At 68.2% G+C, this 24,591-nt stretch carries 23 protein-coding genes and 1 pseudogene; 9 read left to right on the forward strand and 15 right to left on the reverse strand.

The window, feature by feature from the left end:
- Positions 1-656 precede the first annotated feature (656 nt).
- Positions 657-812 carry a hypothetical protein gene (locus ACFFR3_RS35185; protein ID WP_379484556.1) on the reverse strand — a complete coding sequence of 52 codons (156 nt, stop codon included), beginning with the start codon at positions 810-812 and terminating at the stop codon, positions 657-659.
- A gap of 215 nt (positions 813-1,027) precedes the next feature.
- Here ACFFR3_RS35185 and ACFFR3_RS35190 point away from each other — a divergent pair, with 215 nt between their 5' ends.
- Positions 1,028-4,084 carry a hypothetical protein gene (locus ACFFR3_RS35190; RefSeq protein WP_345394036.1) on the forward strand — a complete coding sequence of 1,019 codons (3,057 nt, stop codon included), beginning with the start codon at positions 1,028-1,030 and terminating at the stop codon, positions 4,082-4,084.
- 249 nt (positions 4,085-4,333) lie between these two features.
- On the opposite strand, the gene ACFFR3_RS35195 is transcribed toward ACFFR3_RS35190, so the two are convergent.
- The 6 genes and pseudogenes from ACFFR3_RS35195 to ACFFR3_RS35215 form a co-directional block, all read right to left on the reverse strand.
- A complete protein-coding gene (locus ACFFR3_RS35195) occupies positions 4,334-4,552 on the reverse strand; it encodes a hypothetical protein (protein WP_345394033.1) in 219 nt (72 codons plus the stop codon).
- Positions 4,553-4,557: 5 nt separating this feature from the next.
- Positions 4,558-4,864, reverse strand: a pseudogene (locus tag ACFFR3_RS50275) (IS701 family transposase); the annotation flags it as partial.
- 96 nt (positions 4,865-4,960) lie between these two features.
- A complete protein-coding gene (locus ACFFR3_RS35200) occupies positions 4,961-5,899 on the reverse strand; it encodes a Shedu anti-phage system protein SduA domain-containing protein (protein ID WP_379484557.1) in 939 nt (312 codons plus the stop codon).
- Between the two features lie 150 nt (positions 5,900-6,049).
- Complete coding sequence (locus ACFFR3_RS35205) at positions 6,050-7,198, reverse strand: hypothetical protein (RefSeq protein ID WP_379484558.1); 1,149 nt, start codon at positions 7,196-7,198, stop codon at positions 6,050-6,052.
- 590 nt (positions 7,199-7,788) lie between these two features.
- Positions 7,789-8,079 carry a hypothetical protein gene (locus tag ACFFR3_RS35210; RefSeq protein WP_345394018.1) on the reverse strand — a complete coding sequence of 97 codons (291 nt, stop codon included), beginning with the start codon at positions 8,077-8,079 and terminating at the stop codon, positions 7,789-7,791.
- Between the two features lie 157 nt (positions 8,080-8,236).
- Positions 8,237-8,773 (reverse strand): hypothetical protein, encoded by a 537-nt coding sequence (locus ACFFR3_RS35215; protein ID WP_345394015.1) that lies wholly within the window; start codon positions 8,771-8,773, stop codon positions 8,237-8,239.
- 731 nt (positions 8,774-9,504) lie between these two features.
- Here ACFFR3_RS35215 and ACFFR3_RS35220 point away from each other — a divergent pair.
- A complete protein-coding gene (locus tag ACFFR3_RS35220; RefSeq protein WP_345394012.1) occupies positions 9,505-9,876 on the forward strand; it encodes a VOC family protein in 372 nt (123 codons plus the stop codon).
- A gap of 79 nt (positions 9,877-9,955) precedes the next feature.
- The gene (locus tag ACFFR3_RS35225; RefSeq protein ID WP_345394009.1) at positions 9,956-10,693 is read left to right on the forward strand and encodes a tyrosine-protein phosphatase; all 738 of its coding nucleotides are present in this window, start codon (positions 9,956-9,958) and stop codon (positions 10,691-10,693) included.
- Between the two features lie 88 nt (positions 10,694-10,781).
- On the opposite strand, the gene ACFFR3_RS35230 is transcribed toward ACFFR3_RS35225, so the two are convergent.
- The 5 genes from ACFFR3_RS35230 to ACFFR3_RS35250 form a co-directional block, all read right to left on the reverse strand.
- Positions 10,782-11,567: a type II secretion system F family protein gene (locus tag ACFFR3_RS35230; RefSeq protein ID WP_379484559.1), complete on the reverse strand. Its 786-nt coding sequence runs from the start codon at positions 11,565-11,567 to the stop codon at positions 10,782-10,784.
- Between the two features lie 24 nt (positions 11,568-11,591).
- Complete coding sequence (locus ACFFR3_RS35235; RefSeq protein WP_379484560.1) at positions 11,592-12,305, reverse strand: type II secretion system F family protein; 714 nt, start codon at positions 12,303-12,305, stop codon at positions 11,592-11,594.
- Positions 12,302-13,531, reverse strand: coding sequence for a TadA family conjugal transfer-associated ATPase (locus tag ACFFR3_RS35240; protein WP_379484561.1), 1,230 nt, complete (start codon positions 13,529-13,531; stop codon positions 12,302-12,304). The genes ACFFR3_RS35235 and ACFFR3_RS35240 overlap by 4 nt, the downstream gene beginning before the upstream one ends.
- A complete protein-coding gene (ssd, locus tag ACFFR3_RS35245; RefSeq protein ID WP_379484562.1) occupies positions 13,528-14,571 on the reverse strand; it encodes a septum site-determining protein Ssd in 1,044 nt (347 codons plus the stop codon). The genes ACFFR3_RS35240 and ssd overlap by 4 nt, the downstream gene beginning before the upstream one ends.
- Positions 14,572-15,429: 858 nt before the next feature.
- Entirely contained in the window at positions 15,430-16,209 is a 780-nt protein-coding gene (locus ACFFR3_RS35250) for a Fic family protein (RefSeq protein WP_345393997.1), read from the reverse strand.
- Between the two features lie 417 nt (positions 16,210-16,626).
- Between ACFFR3_RS35250 and acs the strand changes: the two genes are divergently transcribed.
- The 4 genes from acs (at position 16,627) to ACFFR3_RS35270 (ending at position 20,641) form a co-directional block, all read left to right on the forward strand.
- Positions 16,627-18,600, forward strand: a complete 1,974-nt coding sequence (gene acs / locus ACFFR3_RS35255; protein ID WP_345393994.1) for an acetate--CoA ligase — start codon at positions 16,627-16,629, stop codon at positions 18,598-18,600.
- Positions 18,601-18,847: 247 nt separating this feature from the next.
- Positions 18,848-19,291 (forward strand): phage holin family protein, encoded by a 444-nt coding sequence (locus ACFFR3_RS35260; RefSeq protein WP_345393991.1) that lies wholly within the window; start codon positions 18,848-18,850, stop codon positions 19,289-19,291.
- Positions 19,281-20,201 (forward strand): alpha/beta fold hydrolase, encoded by a 921-nt coding sequence (locus tag ACFFR3_RS35265; RefSeq protein WP_364368128.1) that lies wholly within the window; start codon positions 19,281-19,283, stop codon positions 20,199-20,201. Before ACFFR3_RS35260 ends, ACFFR3_RS35265 begins: the two co-directional genes overlap by 11 nt.
- Positions 20,198-20,641 (forward strand): DUF309 domain-containing protein, encoded by a 444-nt coding sequence (locus ACFFR3_RS35270; RefSeq protein WP_379484563.1) that lies wholly within the window; start codon positions 20,198-20,200, stop codon positions 20,639-20,641. Before ACFFR3_RS35265 ends, ACFFR3_RS35270 begins: the two co-directional genes overlap by 4 nt.
- Here the strand turns inward: ACFFR3_RS35270 and ACFFR3_RS35275 are convergent.
- Positions 20,638-21,828, reverse strand: coding sequence for a MarP family serine protease (locus ACFFR3_RS35275; protein ID WP_364368134.1), 1,191 nt, complete (start codon positions 21,826-21,828; stop codon positions 20,638-20,640). The two genes, ACFFR3_RS35270 and ACFFR3_RS35275, sit on opposite strands and share 4 nt — an antisense overlap.
- Before the next feature lie 82 nt (positions 21,829-21,910).
- On the opposite strand from ACFFR3_RS35275, the gene ACFFR3_RS35280 reads away from it, so the two are divergent.
- Complete coding sequence (locus ACFFR3_RS35280; RefSeq protein ID WP_345393982.1) at positions 21,911-22,423, forward strand: HEAT repeat domain-containing protein; 513 nt, start codon at positions 21,911-21,913, stop codon at positions 22,421-22,423.
- 71 nt (positions 22,424-22,494) lie between these two features.
- On the opposite strand, the gene ACFFR3_RS35285 is transcribed toward ACFFR3_RS35280, so the two are convergent.
- Positions 22,495-23,142, reverse strand: coding sequence for an NUDIX hydrolase (locus tag ACFFR3_RS35285; RefSeq protein WP_364368137.1), 648 nt, complete (start codon positions 23,140-23,142; stop codon positions 22,495-22,497).
- 39 nt (positions 23,143-23,181) lie between these two features.
- Positions 23,182-23,901, reverse strand: coding sequence for an endonuclease III (gene nth, locus ACFFR3_RS35290; RefSeq protein ID WP_364368140.1), 720 nt, complete (start codon positions 23,899-23,901; stop codon positions 23,182-23,184).
- A gap of 87 nt (positions 23,902-23,988) precedes the next feature.
- On the opposite strand from nth, the gene ACFFR3_RS35295 reads away from it, so the two are divergent.
- A complete protein-coding gene (locus ACFFR3_RS35295; RefSeq protein WP_345393976.1) occupies positions 23,989-24,432 on the forward strand; it encodes a hypothetical protein in 444 nt (147 codons plus the stop codon).
- The last annotated feature ends 159 nt before the right edge of the window (positions 24,433-24,591 follow it).

Below are 24,591 nucleotides of genomic sequence, written 5' to 3' on the forward strand. Positions count from 1 at the left end.
TTCACCGAGACGCGGCAAAATGGACGACAGCCTGGGCGCGGTCGGCGCGCTGCAGGAGCGCATGTCAGGCCCCGAGCGACGCGGACCGATACGGGACGCGGGACGACGGGGTCCGCTCTCGACTGCCACCCCCGCGCTTCCCGCGGAGCGCGATCGTTATCTGGGGTTGTTGACCTCTTCCCGCAGGTCAGAGCACGATGATCTTATCACTCACGTGAGGCATGTTCGCGGCCATGAAGGCATGGTGCACGTCCCGGTACTCGGCCGGCGTCGCGAGGGGCGGCAGGAGCCGAGATCGGCGGTGATGCGAGCGGAGGTTTCCTCGCCCGGGCGAACGTCCGACTGGAGGCGGGCACCGACCGGCAGGTCGCCCCCGGATGGCCCACCCGCAAACACACGTTCGGCTAGAAACCGACTGGCGCGTCGTCCGTACCTGCTGACGGGCGCATGCCCTGGCCAGAACGTGCTGTCACGGCTTAAGACCTGGCGGCCACGACCGCAGACCTCGTGGCCGTCGCAGGCTCGCGCCCGGTCGGCCGACCGTGGACCGCGCCGCCCAGCAGCGCCGCCGCGCCGCCCGGGGAGACGCTCTCGCGGGCTGTCCGCCGCGCCGGGACGCGGTTCGGAGCGGGCGCGGCGTGCCCGCTGCAGGAGTACTATCGCCGCTTCGTGTTGTTCGGAATGTCCTGGTTGGCAGAGGCCAGGCGTCCCGGCTGTTCAGCGCGCCGTCGGGCAGGACGCTGGTTGATGAGTGCGGTGATGAGGTTGATGGCAGCCACGGCCAAGGGGAGGAACTCGTGCAGGTGATGCATGATCTTTCGTGCTCCATCGCTCGGTGGAAGAGCCGGACCGATGTCGGTGCCGGCTTTTCCCATTGGCGGGGCGCAGGTGTTGTCCGGCAGCCGTCTCGGACCGGACGGACACACCGGACCGGCGCGAGCGCGCTCGTGCAGGCGGCGCTCATCGCATCGGGTGGCACGGCCGCCGGGTTATGCGCAGCTGAGCTGCCATGCGCAGGGGTGCGCCAGTGAACGGCAACCGGCCGGCGGCCGACTCCGATCCGGCGTCCGCGCCGCCAGACCCGGACGCGGTACACACTCCGGAGCAACTGGGGCCGGCGCTCAAGGCTCTGGCCGGCGGACGCCGGCCTAGCGAGATCGAGGCTGCGGCACGGCGTCTGAAACCACCTGAGCGGCTGGTCAAGCAAACCATCAGCGACATGTACCGGCAGGGCCGGCCTAGCCAGAGAACACTGGCGGTGTTCCTGCGCGCCTGCGCGGTGCCCCGGGACCGGCACCAGGCATGGCTGACCGCACGAGAACGCGCCGTGGGCCAGAGCGGGAAGCCGGACCTTGACCGGCTCATCGATCTGGTGCGAGTCGGTGATGCCGACCCGCGCGCTCTTGGGGTGCATGCCGCCATCGATGTGCCCGGCGCGACCGGTGATCAGCCGGTCTACGTGGAGCGCGACACCGACACCGACCCAGCAGGCCTGCGCGCGCTGATCCAACGAGCCGCCACGGATGGGCGAGGACGGTTGCTGCTGCTTACGGGCGAGTCATCGACGGGTAAGACCCGCAGCGCCTATGAGGCCATCCGGCTCCTGCTGCCGCACTGGCGGCTGCTGCATCCGGCCGGCGTCGAGCAGATTCGTCAGGCCGCTGCCCACCCGTGCGCGGAGCTGGTGGTGTGGCTAGATGAGCTGCAGACCTACCTCAGTGGAACGGCGGGACTCACCTCGGATCTGGTACGAACGCTGACCGGTTCCGGCGTACTCCTGATCGCCACCATGCGCCAGGAGTTCTACCACGCATATGCGGGACAACCCGGACCCGCCGACTCCCGCTCCCACGCCGCGGAATGGGACGTGGTCAAGAAGCAGGCCACGCCATTGGTCATCCGCGCCAAGCTGAGCAACGCCGAACTGGCGCGGGCACGAGCCGCCGCCGTCCACGACAAACGCCTTCGAGCCGGGCTGGAGATCACCACCTATGAGCTCTTCCCCGCAGTCGCCGGCGCTCCGGAGCTGGCCCTGCACGCCGAGAACGCCGGCCCGTACGCCACAGCGATTCTCCACGCCGCAGTCGATGCCGCCCGCCTCGGAGTGCGCTCGCCGGTGAACGCCGCCTTCCTGCGCCAGGCGGCACCTGGCTACTGCGACAAGCGCCGGCGTGGCGCGGCGCCCACGGATTGGTTCGAGAACGCCATGGCGTACCTGCGGCAGCCGCTGCTCCCTGACACCGCGGTGCTGAACGCGATCGCCGCACCAGACTCGATGGAAGTCCAGGGCTACCTGGTGACCGACTACCTGCTGCAGCAGATCGGGCGCCAACGCCACTTGACGAAGGTGCCGGCCGCCACCTGGCAGGCGCTCATTGACCTCGTGGCCAACCCTGACGACCAGGTGCGAGCCGCCGACACGGCCACATTCAGGAGGCTGTACGGCTGGGCCAAGAAGCTGCTGCGCAAAGCCCACGCGGCCGAGGGAGCAACATCCGAACAGCTGGTCCACCTCCTGGTCGACCACGGCCTGATAGGAGAGCTGCGCGCCCTCTGCGATGCCGGCGATAGCGTCGCCGCCAAGCACCTGGTGGACGTACTGATCCACCAGGGCCGAGCCGACGAAGCCTACGCCGTGTGCCTGCGCCACGGCCCCGTCCCCGCCTCCTGGCAAGTCGCCGACCTGCTGGCCGAGCACGGCCGCATCGAGGAAGCCCTCGTCGTCCTGCGCGCTGCCGTCGCCCACGGAGACCGCTTCGCCGGCGATTGCCTGGCCTGGCTCCTGGGTGAACAGGGCCGCATCGGCGAACTGCGCGAGTTGGCCGAGGCCGGCGGCGACACCGCTGCCGACCAGCTGACGAGGCTGCTGGTCGAGCAGGGCCAGATCGATGAACTGCGCGACCTGGCCCATGCAGGCACCGGCTACGCCGCCCGCCGGCTGGCCGAGGTGCTGCTCCAGCGCGGTGAGGCCGACCAGGCCATCGCCGCCTTACGCGCCATCCCTACGCCGGCCCGTCACCCGATCGTCATCACAACGCTAGCCGATTTGCTACTGGAGCGGGGTGAGACCGACGAGGCGATCACTGCCCTGCGCCCACTCGCCGACACCGGCTATCACACTGCCATCAGGCAGCTGTTCGACCTCCTGCTGGAGCACAGCCCACTGCAGGACCTGCGTGCCCTGGCCGAGGCAGGCGGCGCTATAGCCAACCGCGAGCTGGCTGAACGGCTGGCCCGGGGAGGCCGCATCGACGATCTGCGTGCTCTGGCCGAGGCGGGCGACGCCTTCGCCGCCGAGCACCTGGCCGAAGTGCTCGCAAAACGCGGCCGCACAGCGCAGGCGATCGCCGTCTTGCGCGCTTGCGGAGACACCGGCCTTCGCACCACCGCCCGGCTGCTGGCTGGCCTGCTGGCCAAACATGGCCAGGTGGAGGAGCTGCGTGCCCTGGCCGAGGCCGGCCACGACAATGCCGCCTGGCACCTGGCCGACCTGCTGGCCAAACACGGCCAGGCAGCGGAGCTGTGCGCCCTGGCCGAGGCCGGCCACGACGTCGCCGCCTGGTACCTGGCCGACCTGCTGGCACAGCAGGACCAGATCGACGCCCTGAGTGCCCTGGCCGGGGCCGGCCACGACACGGCCCACAAGCGGCTGGCCGAGCTGCTGGCCAAGCGGGGCGACATTGATGAACTGCGCATCCTGGCCGAAGCGGGCAACCACCACGCCATCGAGTCCTTGATCGAACTGCTGTACGAACGCGGCCGAATCGAGGACCTGCGCACGCTCGCCGAAGCAGACCACCACGCCGCCGCGCGAAGGCTGGCCGAACTGCTGGCCCAGCAAGGACGGACAGACGATCTCCGCACGCGGGTCGAGACCGGCTGCAACGTTGCCGCCGAGCACCTGGCCGCGCTGCTGGCGCAGCAAGGACAAACCGAGGAGTTGCGCGACCTGGTCGCCGTGGGCGTCCCGTACTCCGCCGAACGACTGATCGCTCTGCTCCACCAGCAGGGCCAAGATGAACAGGCGGAACGCATCAGGCGGTTCGGTCTGCCGCCGGAGAGCGACGTCGACCAGGACCTGTAACCGCAGCCGCGGACGCGCCCGAGCACCGGCACACCGTGCAGCCGACCTGCCCTTCAAGACCGGCCTCGATACTTACCGGTGGAGTCGCCTATTCAACCGTCGCGAGTTCTCGATTCCGAGGGGTGCGGTAGCCACTTTCCGTGATCGCCGACCGGGCTGCTTGGCTACCACTCACCGCACTGGAAGCGCGCCGCATTGGAATGAGCGCGACGCCCAGACCCGCCACCGATCTCCCCACACCTGGTCAACTCAGCCCAGACCGTTCTGCCGGGAAGTGAGGTAGCGGGGCAAGTGATCGTCACAGAAGGCCCAGAGGGTGCCGGACTTATCGGTGACGGTGTACTTGGGATGGCTGCGGCAGGGGTTGTTGCGATCGCTGCCGCCCCAGGTGCAGCGGGTGCGGCTGGCCTGACCGAGCTGGGGATCGTCGGGGTCGTAGTCCTCGATCTTGCTGGTGGGTGGGCGCAAGCCGGTGCGGTCGCCAAGCTCGCCGGCTCGGCCAGCAGCAACTCCAGGCGTCGGGCATTGACCCGATCGGGATCCCAGCACAATTCGGACAGGAAGTATTGCAGCCGCTGCGCCGCGGAACTCTTGGATCCGGTCACCGGCTCGGCCCCGGACAGCGCCGTGGCTGTTTTGTTGCGCTCGCGCGGGGCCACAACCCCGTCACATACTCCCGAAACCCGCGCCGCTGCCCACATGGGTGAAGACCTCATCGAAGCACGCCGCGTACTCCTCCAACGGCCCCGGTGCAGGCGGACACGGCTTGGCCTTGGTCATCGGCCCGGCTCCCTTCATCCGGAAGCCCCCGCATTCCCGCCCTACCCGGCCCCGCGCTTGACCCAACGGACTACCGCTAGTAGCGCAGGTGTCGAATCATAACCACTGTGGCCTGCGAAATCGCAGTCCGCCTCTAGCCTGCACATAGGCCGCAGGATTCTCGGTGAGCAGACGCAACTGATTCTTGAGGTACTCTCGCCGAGAAGGCGCCATGTCGAGGCAGGCATCCAGCGCTGCTTCCCACCCGAACACGTGTTGGTAGTCTTCGCCGTCGTTGAAAATGGTCAAGCAGGGCGGAACCGCCACTAGCCGGTAGCCATCCTGTTCCTTGCGCACGCAGGAGAACAGCACGCCGTCCTTAGCCGGCGTGAGCCGGTCAAAGGACATGAGCCGCTCATCCGCACGGGCCAGCTCGGCACGCTTCTCCTGACGACGCTGGGAGTTCACATAGTTGTCCCGGCGTCCGTAAATCAGTACGAACCTGGGCGTGAGGCGTCTTCTGGCCAGTTCGGGCGGTATCTCGTAGTACTCCAAGAACGCCGAACGATTGTGCCCGCGGTTGAACCATGCCCGCCATTCGGCGAGCTGCCCTTGGGCGTGCGTAAAGTGACTGTGAATCTCAGCACGGTCTCCGTGGAACCACTTCTTATGAGGAGTTTCGATCTCGATCAAGATCGGATACAGGGACTCACTGTCGGTGGCGAGCCACATGAAGTCGGGCTCCCGGTCGCTCAACCCGGGCAACTTCGGCTTAGAGATCACAGCCATCGGAAAAGCCGAATGGCCCGAATCCCCATCAACGCTATGAGCCCCAGGCAACAGCGACGGATGACGTTCTAGGAATGTATGGACAAGGCGCTCATCCTGCGACGCCGAGCTGTTGAGCAGCCCCTGCCACTGCTCCATCAGCGCAGCATCGTAGACCCCTTGCAGGGGACGCCCTGGCGCCGTTGCCTTGCTCGCGGCCAAATAGCCCGGCAGATATCCGACGAAGGGCTGGCGAAAATCGGCAGCATGAGACGTAGTTTCGGTCACAGGGGCAGCGTACGTCTCTCCGCTTGCCGGCGCACGGAACTTCTGCTTCGACAGACCTTGGCGATCACCAGCCCAGCTCCTCGCTTCGAATCCAAACTTGTCGTTACAGAGCACCTCAAGTGCGCTAGGTCTTGGCGTCAGGCTTGAAGGCTAGAGGCCATGGCGGCTGAGTAACTCATCGAAGAACTGTGTGAGCATGTCCCCCGCCCCTGGCTGCTTCAGCTCGAAGCCGCCGAAGCGGTAAACCTCATGGCCCTTCAACCGGAGCTTGCGATCTTCGGCTGTCATTTGCGCGTATAGACGCGGCGAAGCGGTATCACCCTCGGCATAGTGCTGCTGACCGTCAAACTCGATAACAATCCTCACACCGCGAGGCAGCAGTAGAAGGAAGTCCATTCGCTCACGTAACAATATGCCAGGCTTTCCAAGCCGTTGTCTTCGGGTATGGGGATCGTAATGCAGGTATACTTGCGGGAGTAGCGCAGGCTGCTTACCTCCATCTTCCCGCCCATAGCGTTTGCAGTAGGTCCGGAAGATTGTCTTCTCCGGCCAGAAATCTGACGACTCACTCATGCTTGTATCGCATGATGCGATCAAACGCTCGTAGAGGTGATGACCAACCTCGCGGTCAGACGAATCACCGAACTGGTGCTGCTCTCGCCACCAAGCCACGAGTTCCGTCCAAGTCAGACCGGAGTCGCCGAGAGGTCGGTCATAGAACAAGCAATAATCGGTATTTTTGGAGATTTCGACCACATTATTGATAGCGCCCCGTAGAATGATTTCCGGCTTAGGACCGTTAGACGCAAAGATGATGTTCTTGAGTTGGCCATCCACACCTCGGATGAAACCGGCTTCCTCCCGATCTTCGCGTTCATTGAGTTCCCGGAAGACTGGTTCGAATGCCTCTTGAAGATAGCCTCGACGTGCACCCCACCCACCTGGCCCTGACATCCCATGCCCGGACCAGTATCCGTGAAATCCTTTAAAGTCCCTGAAGGGAAGTTCGAACTTGAGGCCCAGACGACGCAGGACCGAGCGGAGCGCACGCAGAACCAGGGCGATGTCATCATCATCCAGAATCTGAGAGCTGTCGGTGCCGAATGCAACGAGCTCATCATGGGCGAGAGCAGCAAGACCGTAGGCAGCATCAAGGTCAGAGGTACCTTCAAGGCAACCTTGCCTGAGTTGGTCCACTAGGGCCACATCAAGCACTCGGCGCATGCGATTTTCAGAGTCAAGCCCTATAAGATCCCATTCCGGGTTTTCTTCGCTGACCAAGAAATCGCCTGGTTGCACGGATCAATCTTATCGCGCCCCTTGCGGCCTAGCCAGGCAGAAGATTATCGATCAGTTCATTCCGGACGTGGCCCTCGTTCACCGGGCCTGGGCCGTGCGGAAACAGCTCGTCACACCGCCGCCGGCGGCGCTGGATTGCTACGCGGCCCGAGGCGCAAGGGCTGCTTGAGCTCGGGGAAGACAGCAACCTCGCTTACCCAGGTGGTGGATGGCCGCGTTGGCCTTGGGGGCGGGTTCAACCGAAGGTCGCCCCGATCTCTTGCCATGTGGGGCCACTCTTTCGCTGGCCACAAACTTTGCGACGAACGCGACGACCTCGACCTCCCGATCAGCGAAACGCAGTAGGAAGCCATCTACAGCAAAGGCGTCTCAGAGGCGGCTGTGCACGTCCGGTGCCACCACCACGGCTGGGCAGGATGGGGGTGAACGTCGACTGGCGGCCGCCGGCCTGATTTGCCTGGGCGCACAAGGGCCCGTGGAAAAACACGGGCCCTTAAGCTCAAGACGGCCTGTTCAACTTCTGAATTCCACGCTGAAGCTTTCCCCACTACCCGGTGAGGGCGGGCGAAAGGTTCCCTCGCGGACCGAAATCAGACGGTCATCACGACGACTCTGCCGTTCAGCAGCGCACTGGCCGCGTCCGGCCCTGCCTGCAAGCCAGCCTCAGCGATCGCCGCAGCGGCACGGTCAGCAGCCATCTCGCCGCCCCCTTCACGGAGGGTGCCATCGACGAGGTACAACTCCACCTGGTCGTGGTGCATGTAGGCGATGGCATCACCGGGGAAGGGCGACGGCGTGAGACGGTCGTCGTTGTCGTGAACAGCGAAACCGGCGCTCCTGAGAGCGCCGACAAGAGCGGAAAGGACGTGCTGCGGATCCATTCGAATCCCTTCGTGAGACGTTTGCCACGGTTGTGACTTCTATCCACGACGGGGTGTCCTAACTCAAAAATTCCCCGCTCAACACGCTACTTCTGCCGAGTTAGGATTCTACTCGGTGACGTTCATTACGGTCCAGCGGACGAGGGTGCAGGTGCCGCTACAGCATGCCATTCGCCCGCAACCAGCCGTTCCACGCCGCGATCACATCGTCGGCAAGCTGAACCGCGTCGTACACCTGTCCATCAGAGCTGATCTCCCACACATGGATAGCGGTCGTCAACTCTGCAGGTGCGCCGCGCTCCGCCTTGCCACTGTCGATGTAGGCCTGGGCCGATAGCACCGCGACGTTCAGAGTCACGCTTTGGCTGGAGATTGTTGTCGCGGCGTCACCGGTCGCAGGCCGATCTACGCGGAAATGCTTTACGCCGATGCAGATGTCGTGGCAAAGCGCCAGCACGGGCGTGGCCTTGATGTGGCTGCCTGCGCCCCACAGAGCAGCCGCCTTCGCTGTGATGGTCGGATCGTCGGAGTAACGCAACCAATCCCGCAGGTGAAACGCATCTTGGAAGAAATGGTAGAGCCTGTCGCGCGCCTCGTCGGACCCGATCGATGACGGTCCGGCAGCCTCGGCCAGGCGGGCCCGGCTACGCAGCATACGGTTGTACTGGTCGCGCCACCCTTCAGATAACGGCATGTCGCGGCCCTCCCTATAGCGGAGTCATGCAGTTACTCTTAGTGAGAGTTCACGATACAGCGCACCTGCGGCTGTTAGCACAACTCCACTTCTGCTGTGATTTAGGTCACATCCGCTAGGGATCCTATAGGTTCACGGATCAAGAAACGGGACACGAGGCCATCCGTATCATGCAGCCGCCATCGGACTGGGCACCCCGGCTAATCAGGACACGAACCAAACGAGACACGCCGTTTGCCGCGACAAGGTGCGTGGACATGCCGCGCTCGCGGTTGACGGCCGCGTAATGGAGCCACTTGTTCACGCGCGGCCAGGGTCCTTTCGCCCGGCGGATCGAGGAGGGCTCAGCGGCTTGGTGTGGGGTTGTGGGTGGTTGCTGGGGTCGTGCTTCGCTTGTGCGATCGAAGCGTTCTGGGGTGGCTTTGATGTCGTCTGGCGTGGTAGCGGGACTTGGCATCGTGCCTCCAGGTGTTGAGGGCCGGAGGTTGTCCGGCGGGGGTTCAAAGGGTGGCGGAGGCGGGGTGGCGGGCGGTGGCCCGAACGCGGTTCTGTGGATGAGCCTGCTGGAGGGGTGATGGTCTGTGGATGAGCAGGTTCTGGCCGTGGGGTGTCGGCCACCTCATCCCGGGTCTCGGCTCGTCCAGTCCCTGCGCTCGGCTCGATGGCGATGAGTTTTCGGCGGGGCGGGGGTCTACTACGGCGGCGGCACGCGACTGCATGTGGAGGACGACATGACCCTTGATCTGTTCGCCGGCATCCCCGTCCGCGACTACCAGGCGGCGTTGCGGTGGTACGAGCAGTTGTTCGGGGAGAAGCCGTCGTTCATCCCGAACGACGTCGAGGCCGTGTGGGAGCTTGCCGAGCATCGGTACGTCTACATCGTCCAAGAGCCGGAACGCGCCGGGAACGCGCTGGTGGTGTCGTTCGTCGAGGACCTGCGGGAACGGGTCGCGGCGATCACTCGACGCGGCATCGAGCCCGTCAAGCGGGAGACGTACGAGAACGGCGTGACCAAGGTCATCTACGAGGACCCGGAAGGGAACGAGATCGCCTTCGGCGGCATGGCGGAAGATCAGCGTCCCGGAAATGGCGAACCAACGTAGGGCTGGCGCTGTCTCAATGAGTGGCGGTGACGGATAAGGCCGTTTCGCTGCAAATGTTCGCGATGCCCCTGGAGGTTCTGTGGTCGAGCGGCGGGACCTCGATTGGGAAGGGTGCTTCAACGTACGGGACCTCGGCGGGATCGCCGTGAGCGGGGGCGGGTCCGTACGTGCGGGAGCCCTGGTTCGGTCGGATAATCCCGAGCGGCTTACGGCGGCGGGATGGCGGGCGCTCGTCGAGCACGGGGTTCGGACCGTGGTCGATCTGCGGAACGACGATGAGCGCCGCGGTGATTCAAGTCCTCGGCCTGAAGAGGTGACGACCGTCCACGTGCCGTTGGACGACTCCGCCGACACCGTGTTCTGGAACCAGATCTGGGAGAACGAGCTCGATGGTTCTCCGCTCTACTACCGGGTCTTCATCGAGCAGAAGGCCCGGTTCTGTGCGGAGGCCCTCGCGGCCGTGGCGCGGGCTCGGCCTGGTGGGGTGCTGGTGCACTGCGGGCTTGGGCGGGATCGGACCGGGCTCATCGTCATGTTGGCGTTGGCACTGGCCGGGGTCTCGCCCGATGACATCGCCGACGACTATGCGTTGAGCGCGGGCCGGTTGCCTCCCTTGTTCCAAGCCCTGGGGGTTGCGGATCAGACTGATGACATTCGCCGCATTCTCGCCCGTAAGGGCACCACTGCTCGGGAGGCCCTTCTTGGGGCGTTGGACGGGTTGGAGGTGGAGAAGCAATTGCGGGCGGCCGGGTTGACGGATGTAGATGTAGCCGAGCTTCGTGCCCGGCTGGTTCAGGTGCCCACTACACAGGATTGATGAGCTGGCTTTTTGCCCTTCGGCTCCCTGGTACATAGCGCTGATGATGCATGGGCAGAGCCCATGGCTCGGCTTATGTAGTGAGTGGCTACGGGATGATGATGGTCGACGCCAGACCCGCCACTACCGGGATGATTCCCAGCAATACGAACGCCGGTAGGAAGCACAGGCCCAGCGGGGCCACTGCTTTCACGCCGACGCTTCTCGCGGCGGCGACTGCGGCTGCTCTCGATGCTTCTCTGGCGTCGTCGGCCAGGCGGGTCAGTACGTCGGCCACGGGAGCGCCGGTTTGCGCCGCTCGGCTCATGGCTCTCGACAGGTGGCCCATGGACGGGTCCTTGGCCAGGTAGGCCCAGGTCGGTTCTGGGTCGGCGCCCAGGCGTAGCTGGGTGCTCGCCCAGGTCAGGCGCTCGCCGAGTGGGCCGCCTATGGCCGTAGCAGCCGTCTCGGTGGCGGTGCTCACCGGGCGTCCTGCCCGGAGGCACGCGGTCATGAGGTCGGCGGCGAAGGGGAGGTCGGCGGCGATTCTGCGCTGGTCGTCCTGGGATTCGGGTGGGCTTCGGCGGTGGAGGTAGAACGCTGTCGCGGGGGTCAGGAGGACGCCGGTGATCAGGCCTGAGGTGCCGCCTATGAGGAGTACGGCGAGCAGGCCTGTGCATGCTGCGGTGAGGATCGTTCGCTTCGTGAGTCGGTGGGTGGCCGGCTCCAGCCGGCGTGGGGCTGGGTGACGTTCTTCGGGTGGTTCTTTCGGTGGGCGTAGGCGGGTGAGGCGTTCTGCCGGGGTTCTCGGAGAGAGCCAGAGCCAGGCGGCCATGCCGGCGCACAGGGCGGACAGGGCGGACAGGGCGGACAGGGCGGACAGCACGTGGAGCATCGCAGGGTCCGATCGGGGGTCGGGTCAGGATTGGGCTCGGGTGGCCATGCGGTTGGTCCACCACAGGCCGCAGACGTCGAGGGCCACGCCGGCTGTCAGGCACATGAGGCCGGGGATGCTGCCGAACAAGAAGCCCAGGGGATGCATGTTGAGGGCGGCGGCCATGAGGAGGCCTAGAGCTGGGAGGACGGCGAGCATCCTGGCCGTGGTGCGGGGGCCTGCCAGCTGGGCTGCGACGTCCTGGCGGTGGGCTTGGGCGGCTCTCAGCGTTTGCGCGACCCTGTCGATCAGGGCGGCCATGCCCGCGCCCACCGTGGTGCCCACCTCCCAGCAGGCCGCCAACTGGTGCAGGCCCTCGCCGCCCTGGGGTGGAGCGGCCGTCCTCAGGGCTGTGGAGACGTCGCCGCCGTCTCGTGCGGCTGCCAGGACGGGGCGGAGGAGGGCCTGGTCGGGGAAGTCCACTGCGGTCAGGGCTCGGGCCATCGATTCGGCTGCGGTCCGGCCGGCGGAGAGTTCCGCTGACAGGGATTGGCAGAGCTCGATCGATGCCTTTCGCCAGGCTTCGGCTTGGCGGGTGGGGCTGGGGCGGGCGAGGAGTCTCGACGGTGAGGGGCGGGGGTGGGGTGACGTGTTCCTGGTCCGCAGCAGGTTTGTGAGGCGGGTTGTGGGGGTGGAAGGGGCTGTCCACAGCCATAGGGCGCAGGCTGTGGACAACGCGGCTATCAGGGCGCTGGTCATGGGCGGCTGTCCAAGTCGGCTGCGCTCGGTAGCGAGAGATCGAGCGGTGGGCTGTGGGTGGTGCGGTGGGCGAGGGCCTCGTAGGCGGGGCCGGGATGGGTGGTGCCCTGAGGGGTGAAGGTCAGGGCTGGGACGGCCTCTACCAGGCCGGTTGAGGCTCTGGTCAGGAGGCAGACCTGGGCTATGCGTCTTCTGCCGGTTTTTCGGTCTCGGGTCAGGTGGATGACGGCGTCCAGGGCGGCGGACAGCTGGCTGTGGACGGCTTCCCTGGTCAGGCCCGCTGCGCAACCCAACGCCTCCAGGCGTGGGGGAACGTCGGCCGCGGTGTTGGCGTGCAGCGTGCCGCAGCCGCCCTCGTGGCCGGTGTTGAGCGCGGCCAGCAGGTCCACCACTTCCGCGCCTCTCACCTCACCTACGACCAGGCGATCGGGGCGCATGCGCAGTGCCTGCCTGACGAGGTCGCGAAGGTTCACCTCGCCGGCGCCTTCCAGGTTGGGTGGGCGGGTTTCGAGGCGTACGACGTGGGGGTGGAGAGGGCGGAGCTCAGCGGAGTCCTCCACCAGGAGGAGGCGTTCGCGCTGGTCGGCCAGGGAGAGCAAGGCGGACAGCAACGTTGTCTTTCCTGTGCCTGTGCCGCCTGAGATGAGGAAGGCGAGTCTCGCAGTGACCATGGCGGTCAGGACCGGGAGGGCGGGTGGGGTGATGGTGCCGGCTCGGACGAGATCGGTCAGGGTGAAGGTGCGGCGGGGCGGGAGGCGGAGGGAGATGCAGGTGCCTCCTGGGGCCACCGGCGGGAGTACGGCATGGAGGCGGACTCCTCCTGGCAGGCGGGCGTCGACGTACGGGGAGGCGTCGTCGAGGCGTCTGCCGGCCGCGGTGGCGAGGCGCTGGGCCAGGCGGCGTACGGCTCCGTCGTCGGCGAACGTCACCGACGTGCGGCGCAGGCCCGTGCCGTCGTCCACCCAGACCTCCCTAGGGCCGTTGACCAGGACGTCCGTCACGTCGGGGCGGGCCAGCAGCGGCTCCAGGGGGCCCGCGCCGATCAGATCCGCGCACAGGGCTCGGGCCACGGCGAGGATCTCGGCGTCTCCGTAGACCGCCTTCTCCGCCCTCAGCGCCACCGCCACCTGGGCTGCGGTCGGTTCTACGCCGGTTCTGGCCAGGCGTACGCGGACGGCCTCCACCAGCTCGGGTGAGACGGCCGCCGTGACAGGGGTGGCGGTCATGTCGCCGGGAGCAGGTCACGGAGGAGGGACGTGCACAGGGCGCCGAGCACGGTGCGGGGGCCCAGCCTGGGGAGTTCGCCGCGGTTGAGGGTGGCGGTGAGTCTGGGCTGGTCGGGGAGGTTGCCTGCGGACGGGATGCCCAGGGAGGACATGGCCAGGTCGTCGTCCAGCACTCCAGGACGGAGGATCGCCCGGACGTCGAGGGTGTGCTTGCGCACCTCGGTGAGCACCTGGACGGTGGACAGGATGCCGCGCACATCGGCCGGCGCCACCGCCAAAGTCGTCTTCGCCCTGCTGAGGGCCTCTGTCGCGGCCGGGTCGAGGTGTCTCGGCAGGTCGACGACCACCAGGTCGAAGCCGCGGCGGCCCGCTTCGAGGACTGAGCGCATGGCCTGCGCGGGGATCGGGGCGACGTCTCCTCTGTGGAAGGAGAGCACGGCCAGGTCGCCGAACGCGGGAAGCGCTGCTTGCAGGGCGCTGGAGCTGATGCGCCCCTCCCTCGCCACCAGGTCGCCCCAGCGTGAACCCTTCGCCTCTTCATGGCCCAGGAGGGCGTCTATGCCTCCGCCCAGTGGGTCGGCGTCCACGAGGAGGGTGCGGAGGTGGTCGGCCGAAGCTCTCAGGGCCAGGCAGGCGGCCAGGACGCTGGCTCCCGCGCCACCTCTGCCGCCGATCACGCAGATGGTCGAACCCGATCTCGGGTCGGGCTCCATCGCGTCGGCCAGGCGGTCGACCAGCCTGCGCTCGTCGGTGGGCAGCGTGAGGACGGTCTGGGCGCCCACCGCCACGCATTTACGCCACGTGTCCGGGTCGTCTGGGTCTCTGGTGACCAGGAGAACCTGGTCGCGGGACGGGGGTGAGGTGGCGGCCACGGCCTCCGCCTGGTCGGCGCCGATGGCGATGAGCGGGGCCAGGTTCCAGAACGGGCGGGCCGGGGCGGGGGCGTGGGCCACGTCGAGCTGGGCGCCGGCGGCGGCCGCTATGCGGACGAGGTCGTCGAGCAGAGCGTGGTCTTCGGTGATGACCAAGGGGCGGTGCATGGTGGGCCTCCCAGCGGCTGGCGAGTGGGAGGTCCGAGCTTGGCCGAGTGGGGCTGGGCGGCGAGGGGCCGAACGCGGTTCTGGGGATGAGTGGCCGGCGAGGCCCGATACCTGTGGACAACCCGGGCAACTCACGTCGGGCGCTGAGCGGCTCTCGCCGTGGCAGCCCTCGTGGTTCGGGAGCGGCGGTGGTCAGGCGAGCGCAGGGAGCGGATACGAGGGCGTGATGCGAGCGACAACCGGCGCCATCAAAGGCTCCCAGCCTCAAGCGCGGACGGCGCTAGCGGGCGCGACGGCTTGGCGCGGGAGGTGGGGAAAAGGGGCGACCCCCGCCGGGGGGGAGAGCGGGGGTCGCCTGATCGGTCCGGCTCCGGGGGGGTAGAGCCGGTCCCGTTTCAGAAGAAAGCTTTCATCACCAGACCAGAACCTGGCAAGGGACTAGCAAAGCCATCCCGAGCAAGAGCGCTCCAGTTTCGGGCGATACCTCCGTATGCTGCCCGATCGACTCGAGTTTCGTCGAGGAGCAATCTCGCATTTCCGCCAAGTTTTTTCCTCCGACCATAACGATCACATAAAGACGATCACGGAGAGTGACGAGACGAGGGGGCAGGCCCATGATCGGGTAAAGGTCTTGCCCGCAGGGGTTCCCATCAGCGCGGATTCGACATAGAACGGAGTTACGGACCACCTTGTCCGGGTGCATCAACCGGGCACCCACGTGCGACCAGCCGCGGGAGGCGCGTCGTGACGGGCTTGACCCGCTCCGACGGATTGAGGTGCACGCTTGGTAACCCGGTGCGATGCACAGGCAGACGGCGTCTCGTGACAGGGACGCCGTCAGCTATGTGCGAGCCTCCCTCAGCCCCGCTGCAGGGCCTCACAGATTGCAGTCGTCTCTCTGACGCCCAGGGTTACCGCAGAGGCACAGTGTTGTACCCAGGTCGCCACGCCCTCCGGAGTACCGGTCAGATACGCCCTGAGCGCCTCGGCGTAGTCCGGCTCCAGATGCCCCACTTCGACCGCCACCAGTGACTTGGGGTCCAGCCCGTACTCGACCAGGGTCAGCCGCCCGGCCGCCCGCGCGACGACCCCGTCGGCCGAGCCGAAGGGGCGCAGCACCGCCAGCTCCCCGTGCACCACGGCGGCGAGGACGATCGCGGGCGCCTTCGTGGGGCGTTCGAGCAGGGTGAGCAGGCTCTCCATGCGGGTCGCGGTGTCGGCCGCGCCCGGCGCGGGACCCAGCGAGAGCGGGTCGGGAGCCTCGTCAGAGGACCGGGGACGTCCGAGGCTCGCCTGCTCGGTCAGACCGGCCGCGGCGACGGTGTGCAGGCGCGCGAGCACCTGCCTGGGCGCCTTGCGCCACGTCGGCCCGAGCCGTCCCATCTCGGCCGACGCCCGCAGCGCGCCCTGGACCAGCGGGTCGTGCACCTCCTCGCGGCGCAGCGCGTCGAGGGTCACGTCGGTGCCCTCGATGGCGGCCGACGCACGGGCGCCGCGCAGGGACGACTCCGCGGACACCGCCGGGCTGGCGCGGCGCAGGACGCGATGCCGGTAGAGCCGGTCCACGGCCTGCCGGGCCTCGTCCACCGCCTCGGGAACGCCGGGAAATTGCGCGATGACGGCCAAGGGGTCACTCACGCACTCGACCTTACCCGCGAGTAAGGACCGGCACGGCACCCGGTGGTTCGCGGCGCGATTCGGTTGCGTACGGTAGGGCCATGGGAAGGTCGGACGGCCCGCGGAAAGGCCCGCCGGCGCCGCGCGACGGCGCTCACGAGCGGCGCTCCCCCCATTCCAGGACCCGCGCCCACGCCGTTGTCCGCCACCCCAAAAACCCCCGCGAGGGGGGCCCATAAAGCATGCCCATTCCCCCGCGCGCACATTCTGAAGATTTCAGGATGACAACGTTTCAATTGCTGTTGTCATCCGCCCAGATAACCCAGGCACCCGCCGCGCACGTCGGTACAGACCTGTCTAGACCTCTTGTGTACGGAGGCCGTGAGCTGGTGAAGTGGGACACGAACCTATCCATTCTGGCCATAGAAGGAGCACGAGGTGGCCCCGGAGACCGCTGGTAACGAGACCCAGGCGCTGTCCAACCTGCTGCAGGAGAACCGCCGGTTCGAACCGCCGGCTGACCTGGCGGCGGCCGCGAACGTGACCGAAGCCGCGTACGGCGAGGCCGCGGCGGATCGCCTCGCGTTCTGGGAGAGCGCGGCCGATCGGCTCACCTGGGCCAAGAGGTGGGACAAGACGCTTGAGTGGAACCCCCCGTTCGCGAAGTGGTTCGTGGGCGGTGAGCTGAACGTCGCGTACAACTGCGTGGACCGCCATGTCGAGGAGGGCCGCGGCGACAAGGTCGCCTACCACTGGGAGGGCGAGCCCGAGGGCGACACCCGCACGCTGACCTACAGCGACCTGAAGAACGAGGTCAGCAAGGCCGCGAACGCGCTGCAGGAGCTGGGCGTCGGCAAGGGCGACCGGGTGGCCATCTACATGCCGATGATCCCCGAGCTGCCGATCGCGATGCTGGCCTGCGCCCGCATCGGGGCGATCCACTCGGTGGTGTTCGGCGGGTTCTCCGCCACGGCGCTCAAGAGCCGCATCGACGACGCCGACGCCAAGGTGGTCATCACGGCCGACGGCGGCTACCGCAGGGGCAAGCCGTCGGCGCTGAAGCCGACGGTGGACGAGGCCGTCGCGGAGTGCCCGCAGGTGGAGCACGTCGTCGTCGTACGCCGGACCGGCCAGGAGGTCGCCACCGGTGAGAAGGACATCTGGTGGCACGACCTGGTCGACCGCCAGAGCGACCAGCACGAGGCGCGGCCGCTCGACGCCGAGGACCCGCTCTACATCCTCTACACCAGCGGCACCACGGGCCGCCCCAAGGGCATCCTGCACACGACCGGCGGCTACCTCACGCAGACGGCCTACACCCACCACGCGGTCTTCGACCTCAAGCCGGAGACCGACATCTACTGGTGCACGGCCGACATCGGCTGGGTGACCGGCCACAGCTACATCGTGTACGGCCCGCTCGCCAACGGCGCCACCAGCGTCATCTACGAGGGCACGCCCGACACCCCGCACCGGGGCCGGTTCTGGGAGATCGTGCAGAAGTACAAGATCACGATCCTCTACACGGCGCCGACGGCGATCAGGACGTTCATGAAGTGGGGCGACGACATCCCCGCCAAGTACGACATGTCCAGCCTGCGCATCCTGGGCTCGGTGGGCGAGCCGATCAACCCCGAGGCGTACGTCTGGTACCGGCAGCACATCGGCCAGGACCGCTGCCCCGTCGTGGACACCTGGTGGCAGACCGAGACCGGCGCCATCATGATCAGCCCGCTCCCCGGCGTCACGGCCGCCAAGCCCGGCGCCGCCATGCGCCCGCTGCCGGGCATCACCGCCGACGTGGTGGACGACCAGGGCAACAGCGTGCCCAACGGCGGCGGCGGCTTCCTCGTGGTGCGCGACCCGTGGCCGTCGATGCTCCGCACGATCTGGGGCGACGACCAGCGCTACATCGACACGTACTGGAGCCGCTTCGACGGCATGTACTTCCCCGGCGACGGCGCCAAGAAGGACGACGACGGCGACCTGTGGCTGCTCGGCCGCGTCGACGACGTCATGCTCGTCTCCGGCCACAACATCTCCACCACCGAGGTGGAGAGCGCGCTGGTCAGCCACCCGAAGGTGGCCGAGGCGGCGGTGGTCGGCGCGACCGACCCGGTGACCGGCCAGGCCATCGTGTCGTTCGTGATCCTGCGCGGCACGGCGGAGGAGGGCGACGACATCGCGGCCGAGCTGCGCAACCACGTCGCCAAGACGCTCGGCCCGATCGCCAAGCCGCGCCAGATCCTGGTGGTGCCCGAGCTACCCAAGACCAGGTCCGGCAAGATCATGCGGCGTCTGCTGCGCGACGTGGCCGAGAACCGCAGCATCGGCGACGTCACCACGCTGGCCGACAGCACGGTGATGAACCTCATCTCGGAGAAGCTCCCGTCCGCCAAGTCGGAGGACTGAGCCTCGTAGGTCCACGGCAGACGGCCGCTCCCAGCTCAGGGGGCGGCCGTCCGCTTTTCCCCGAAAGACTCAAGGGGGCGCGGCCGAGGGCCGATAACCGGAAGCGCTATCTTGTCCGATCAGGTAGTTCTGGGAGTGGACTCGTGCTCGGTAAGTTCCCCGGCGTGTTCGGCGGCGCCTGGCGGTCCGTACGGCGTCGCGCTGGATGATGTTTGACACGGCCACCCGGCCTCGATAGGAGACGTTCATGCCGCAGACTCCCGAGGAAGAATCCCTGGGCTCGCTGGTCGCCCAGGCGAGCAGTCACATCTCGGCCTTGATCCGCTCGGAGATCGAGCTGGCCAAGGCCGAGTTCAGGTTCGACGCCAAACGGGTGGGCACGGCGGTGGGGATGTTCGCCGCCGCGGCGTTCATGGCGCACCTGTGCCTGATCCTCGCCTCGTTCACGATCGCGTACGCGCTGGCCCAGGTGCTGCCCAACTGGCTGGCGTTCCTCATCGTGACGGTGTTCTACCTGCTGGTGGCGGGCCTCGCGGTGCTGTTCGGGGTGCGCAGGCTGAAGGGGCTGGCCGGGATGAAGCGGACCGCACGGTCGATCAAAGGGCTGAAGGAGATCGCCACGCCCGACGAGCAGGAGCGGCTGCCGACGCCCGCCCCCGATCGCGAGCCGGTGACCCGCGATGGCACCTGACGAGACGGCCGTCCACATCGAGGGCCCGTGGACCCACCGGGCGGTGCACGCGGGCGGCACGCGTTTCCACGTCGTCGAGGCCGGCGAGGGCCCGCTGGTGCTGCTGCTGCACGGGTTCCCGCAGTTCTGGTGGACGTGGCGGCACCAGCTCGTGTCGCTGGCCGACGCCGGCTACCGCGCGGTGGCGGTCGACCTGCGGGGCTATGGCGGCAGCGACAAGCCGCCGCGCGGCTACGACCTGCCGACGCTGGCGGCCGACGCGACGGGGCTGATAAGGGCGCTCGGCGAGACCGGCGCGATCGTGGTGGGCCACGACTGGGGCGGGCTGCTGGCCTGGACGATGGCCGTGCTCGACGCCAAGTGCGTACGCCGCCTCGTCGTCGTCTCGGCCCCCCATCCGCTGCGGCTGCGCAGCGCGCTGGTCACCGACCCGTTCGGGCAGCTCAAGGCCAGCGGGCGGCGCATCGGCTTCCAGCTTCCGCTGCTGCCGGAGCGCCGGCTCACCCGGCACGACGCGGCGCTGGTGGGGCGGCTGCTCGACGCGTGGTCGCGGCCGGGATGGCCGGAGCCCGCGGAGTCGCGTACGTACCGCGAGGCGTTCCGTATCCCCGCCGTGGCGCACTGCGCGCTGGAATACCACCGCTGGTTCGGCCGCTCGCAGCTGCGTCCCGACGGGCGGCGCTACGCGCGCACGATGCGCACCGAGATCGAGGCCCCCACGCTGCAGTTGCACGGCGCGCTCGACCCGAGCGTGCTGCCGCGCACGGCGCAGGGTTCGAGCCGCTACGTGGCGGCCCCCTACCGGTGGCGGCTGCTGGAGGGCGCCGGCCACTTCCCCCACGAGGAGATCCCCGACGTGTTCGACACCGAGGTGCTCGGCTGGCTCAACGACCCGGAGCCCGACCGATGAGAGACCGCGATCCCGAAGGCAGGCCGCGCAACGCCAGGCCGCGCGACGCGTACGGCCGGCCGCTCCCCTACGGCTCGTCCGGCATGCCGCGCGTCCCCGACGACTACGCCCCCACCACCGAGCAGGCGCTCGCCGACGGCCGCCGCTTCCTCGACGAGGGCCTGCCGTTCAACGCGCACGAGGTGTTCGAGGGCCGGTGGAAGTGCGCGCCCGACGACGAGCGCGAGCTGTGGCAGGGCCTGGCGCAGATCTGCGTCGGGCTGACGCACCTGCAGCGGGGCAACGGGCGCGGCGCGGTGACGTTGTTCAGCAGGGGCGCGGCCAAGGCGCAGTCGTACGGCGGCGCGTACGACGCGGTCGGCAAGGCCGCCTCAGGTCTGACCCAGGACAGCGACCCCGCCGAGGCCATCGCGCTGATCCTGGCGAGCCTGCCCCGCTAGTCGCACTTGCGGGTGCTGGCGGGCGCGGTGTCGTTGCGGCCGGCCGCCGCGTCGGGGGCGACCTCCTCGGCCGTCAGCACGTAGCCGGTCTGCTCCTCGTTGATCGCGGCGGCGAAGATCACGCCGTAGACCTTGCCGTCGGGGGTGAGCAGCGGGCCGCCCGAGTTGCCGGGCAGCACCTGGCCGCGGATGACGTAGACCTTCCGCCTGACCGTGGTGTCGCGGTAGATGTCGGGGCCCTCGGCCTCCAGCTGGCCGCCGATGCGGGCGGGCTCGGCGGTGAAGCCCTTGCCCTTGGGGAAGCCGGCGACGATGGCGCTGTCGCCGCGCGAGCCGTCGCCGTCGAAGGCGAGCTGCGGCAGGTCGAGCCCGGGCACGTGGAGGATGGCGATGTCGCGGCGCGGGTTGTAGCGGACCACGGTGGCGGCGTGGCGGTTGTCGGCGGCGTCGATGACCTCCAGGCCGCGCGTGACACCGGCCACGACGTGGGCGTTGGTCATGATGCGGCCGGGCGCGTAGACGAAGCCGGTGCCCTCGATGTGCTTGTTGCAGCTTTCGGCGTTGCCCTGCACCTTGACGATCGCGCGGCGGGCCCGCCGCAGCTCGGCGCCCTGCAGCACGCTCTGGTCGGGCGGCTGCACGTCGATGAGCTGCCCGGCGCCGATCGCGTCGAAGACCGGCGGGAACTCCGAGCGGTCGATGAACTTCTTGAACGGCTGCTGCCAGTTGCGCGCGGCCTGCGGGATGGCTTCGTCGACGGTGGTCAGCAGCGCGGAGTTCTTGACCTGGTCGACGAGCGGGGCGAAGGACGTGGAGACGATCAGCGAGCCGATCAGCCAGGCGATCACCAGCACCGACAGCGCGCTGGCGAACGTGCCGCCGACCGCGTCGGCCACCTTGGCGGGCTCCCACGTGACGTGGCTGCGGACGACCGCGCCCAATGTCGAGGAGGCGAACTGCCCGATCGTCGCGGCCAGGAACACGATCACGATCGCCAGCAGCGCCTGCGGCGTGTCACCGTCGACGAGGGCCTTCGAGATGGGCGGGGCGATGAACACCCCCAGCACGGCGCCGCCCACGAACCCCACGAAACTCATCGCACCGATGATGAAACCCTGCCGGTAACCCGAGACGCCGAAGGCGATCACGAGGCCGATCAGAATGAGGTCAAGCAGATCACCGCGCACGCTTCAAAGGTAACCAGCGATAGGGTCAAGTGTGCACGTCTTCGATCAGGACGGCGTCACCCTGCTGACTATCTTGAGCTTCATGCCGCCGGACGAGACAGCAGTGCGCGACCTCATCCAGGCAGCTCTGCGCGACAGCGATCCCGACGGGGCCCTGCGCTGGCACGTGATCTCGTTGCTGCGTGAGCGGGGCGACCTGGAGTCGTTCATCGAGGCACGCCGGCTGTGCGCCGCCGACAGCGTGAGCGAGCGGCTGCTGGGCGTGGACATCATGGGCATGTTGCGGCCCTTCGTCGACCGTACGCTGCCGGTGCTGCGCTATCTCGCGGCCAGCGAGGACGACGCGATGGTGCTCTACTCGGTGCTCATCGCCTTCGGCCACCTGGCTGACCCGCGCTCGCTCCCGTCGGTGATCGACCTGGCCGCGCACGCCGACCCCAGGGTGCGGTACGGCGCCGCGTACGCGTTGCAGCACGTGCTCGGCGACCCGCCGGACCGGGCGGGACTGGAGACGCTGCGCGCGCTCGCGGCCGACGACGACGCCGACGTGGCCGGCTGGGCCGCGCTCGGCGTGGCGCTGAGATCGGGCGCCTGACGCGACTGAGCCCGACCCGCTCAGGTCGGACGCCTGACGCGCGCTGAGCCCGACCCGCTCAGGTCAGGCGCCTAGCGGGCGCTGAGCCTGACCACTTCGGGCGGCAGCTCCTCCACCCGCGTCGCGTCCCACGGAAGCTCCAGCCCGCCCTCGCGCAGCACGGTGTCGAGCACCATCGCGGTGAACCCCCACACCAGCATCCCCCGCACCCGGAACGCGGGCCCCGCCGTGTCGCCACGGGGATGGCGGAGCATGACGCGGTTGGCCGGATCGACCAGCTCGGCGATCGGCACCCGCTCGACCGAGTCGACCTCGTCGGGCGAGGCCGCGTGGACCGCCGACGGCTCGCGCCACCAGGCGATGACCGGCGTGACGCGGTTGTCGCTGTAGGGCAGGTAGAGCTCGGGCATCGTGCAGATGACGTGCACCCCGCGCGGGTCGGCGCCGGTTTCCTCCTCGGCCTCGCGCAGCGCGGCCTCGATCGGCCCCGCGTCGTCGGGATCGACGCCGCCGCCCGGGAAGGCGGGCTGGCCCGCGTGCCTGCGCCCGCGGGTGCTGCGCTGGATGAGCAGCACGTCAGGACCGTTGGGCCCCTCGCCGAACAGCATGAGCACCGCGGCGGCCCGCCCGCGCCCGTCGACCGGCCGGAGGGGAAGGGGGACGCTGATCAGCTGCGCTTGTGTCGCCAGTTTCTCCAGCCATTCGGGCACTCGGGTCACGCATCCTCCAACACGCGGTGGCGTCGTTCACTTCCCTTCTCAGGAGAAGGGGCCGGGCCTGACGAGCTTGTCCGCCTGGGCCGGGTCGGTGGGGCCGGTGCCGTAGGAGGGGCAGAGCGCGGCGAGCGGGCACACCCCGCAGGCCGGCCGGCGGGCGTGGCAGATGCGGCGGCCGTGCCAGATCACCCGGTGGGAGAAGATCGTCCACTCGCGCCTGGGCAGCAGCTCGCCCACGATGTGCTCGATCTTGACCGGGTCGGTCTCCTCGGTCCAGCCGAAGCGGCGTACGAGGCGCTGGAAGTGGGTGTCGACGGTCAGGCCGGGCACGTCGAAGGCGTTGCCGAGCACCACGTTGGCCGTCTTGCGGCCCACGCCGGGCAGCGTGACCAGGTCTTTCAGCTTGCCGGGCACCTCTCCGCCGTAACGCTCGCTGACGGCCTGCGCCATGCCGATGATGCTGTTGGTCTTGGCGCGGAAGAAGCCCGTGGAGCGGATGATCTCCTCCATCTCCGACGGGTCCGCGGCGGCGTAGTCCTCCACCGTCGGATATTTCGCGAAGAGGGTGGGGGTCACCATGTTGACCCGCTTGTCCGTGCACTGCGCGGACAGGATGGTCGCGACCAGCAACTCCAGGGGGTTGGTGAAGTCGAGCTCGCAGTGGGCGTCGGGGTAGGTCTCCGCGAGGATGCGGTTCATCTTGCGCGCCCGCCGGACCAGGGCAAGCTGGGTCTCCGGTTTGCGCCCCGCTTTCGTCGCCATGCCGCAACTGTAGAAGCTCCCGCGAACGGTTGAACCCATGACCGGTTTTCCGCGTACAACCAGCAGGCGCGAGAAGGGGGTTCTGGGATGAGGGAGCAGGGAGCGAGGCTGGCGGAGTTCGTCGGGCAGGGCGGGCCGCTGCGCGGGCAGGCGCTGCACCGGTTCGCGGTCGGCACGGTGGCCGCCGTGGCGAAGCTGCACGCGCGGGGCGCGACCGGGCTGCGGCTCGGCAAGGAGAGCGTGGCGCTCGGCCCCGGCGGCCAGGTGCTCATCGGCTGGCGTACGTCCGGGCCGCCCGCCCACGCCGACGACGTCCGCGCGTGGGCCGACCTGGTCGTCTTCGCCGCAACCGGCTCGGAGGACGGCGACACGACCGTGCTCCCGCCCGCCCTGCGGATCGCGGTCGCGCAGTGCCGCAGACCCGACCCCGCGAGCCGTCCCACCTCGGGAGACGTGCTCAGGGTGCTGCTCAGCAGGTCCGTCGCGGCGGCGGTGGCGTCGGTGGACGACCTCTTGCACAAGGCGGGTTGAGCTTCAAAGGTGGTGCCGGTCACGATACGGGAACGGACGTCATGTACCTTTCCCTCCTGGTCCCCACCGGACTCGACATGTCCGGGCAGGACCGGACCACTCCGGCGTTCCCCTAACCTGTGTACGCACGCCTGGAGTGGGGTGAGTCACAATGGCAGC

The organism is Nonomuraea salmonea (assembly GCF_042428605.1).
Lineage (GTDB): Bacteria > Actinomycetota > Actinomycetes > Streptosporangiales > Streptosporangiaceae > Nonomuraea > Nonomuraea salmonea.

What these genes read in the sequence shown, in the direction of transcription:
- ACFFR3_RS35220 (WP_345394012.1), top strand. Translation starts at nt 9,505, where the DNA reads ATGACCCTTGATCTGTTCGCCGGCATCCCCGTCCGCGACTACCAGGCG.
- ACFFR3_RS35230 (WP_379484559.1), bottom strand. Translation starts at nt 11,567, where the DNA reads ATGCTCCACGTGCTGTCCGCCCTGTCCGCCCTGTCCGCCCTGTCCGCC.
- ssd (WP_379484562.1), bottom strand. Translation starts at nt 14,571, where the DNA reads ATGCACCGCCCCTTGGTCATCACCGAAGACCACGCTCTGCTCGACGAC.
- ACFFR3_RS35185 (WP_379484556.1), bottom strand. Translation starts at nt 812, where the DNA reads ATGCATCACCTGCACGAGTTCCTCCCCTTGGCCGTGGCTGCCATCAAC.
- ACFFR3_RS35210 (WP_345394018.1), bottom strand. Translation starts at nt 8,079, where the DNA reads ATGGATCCGCAGCACGTCCTTTCCGCTCTTGTCGGCGCTCTCAGGAGC.
- ACFFR3_RS35215 (WP_345394015.1), bottom strand. Translation starts at nt 8,773, where the DNA reads ATGCCGTTATCTGAAGGGTGGCGCGACCAGTACAACCGTATGCTGCGT.
- ACFFR3_RS35265 (WP_364368128.1), top strand. Translation starts at nt 19,281, where the DNA reads ATGGCACCTGACGAGACGGCCGTCCACATCGAGGGCCCGTGGACCCAC.
- ACFFR3_RS35280 (WP_345393982.1), top strand. Translation starts at nt 21,911, where the DNA reads ATGCCGCCGGACGAGACAGCAGTGCGCGACCTCATCCAGGCAGCTCTG.
- ACFFR3_RS35235 (WP_379484560.1), bottom strand. Translation starts at nt 12,305, where the DNA reads ATGACCAGCGCCCTGATAGCCGCGTTGTCCACAGCCTGCGCCCTATGG.
- nth (WP_364368140.1), bottom strand. Translation starts at nt 23,901, where the DNA reads ATGGCGACGAAAGCGGGGCGCAAACCGGAGACCCAGCTTGCCCTGGTC.
- ACFFR3_RS35295 (WP_345393976.1), top strand. Translation starts at nt 23,989, where the DNA reads ATGAGGGAGCAGGGAGCGAGGCTGGCGGAGTTCGTCGGGCAGGGCGGG.
- ACFFR3_RS35270 (WP_379484563.1), top strand. Translation starts at nt 20,198, where the DNA reads ATGAGAGACCGCGATCCCGAAGGCAGGCCGCGCAACGCCAGGCCGCGC.
- ACFFR3_RS35240 (WP_379484561.1), bottom strand. Translation starts at nt 13,531, where the DNA reads ATGACCGCCACCCCTGTCACGGCGGCCGTCTCACCCGAGCTGGTGGAG.
- ACFFR3_RS35260 (WP_345393991.1), top strand. Translation starts at nt 18,848, where the DNA reads ATGCCGCAGACTCCCGAGGAAGAATCCCTGGGCTCGCTGGTCGCCCAG.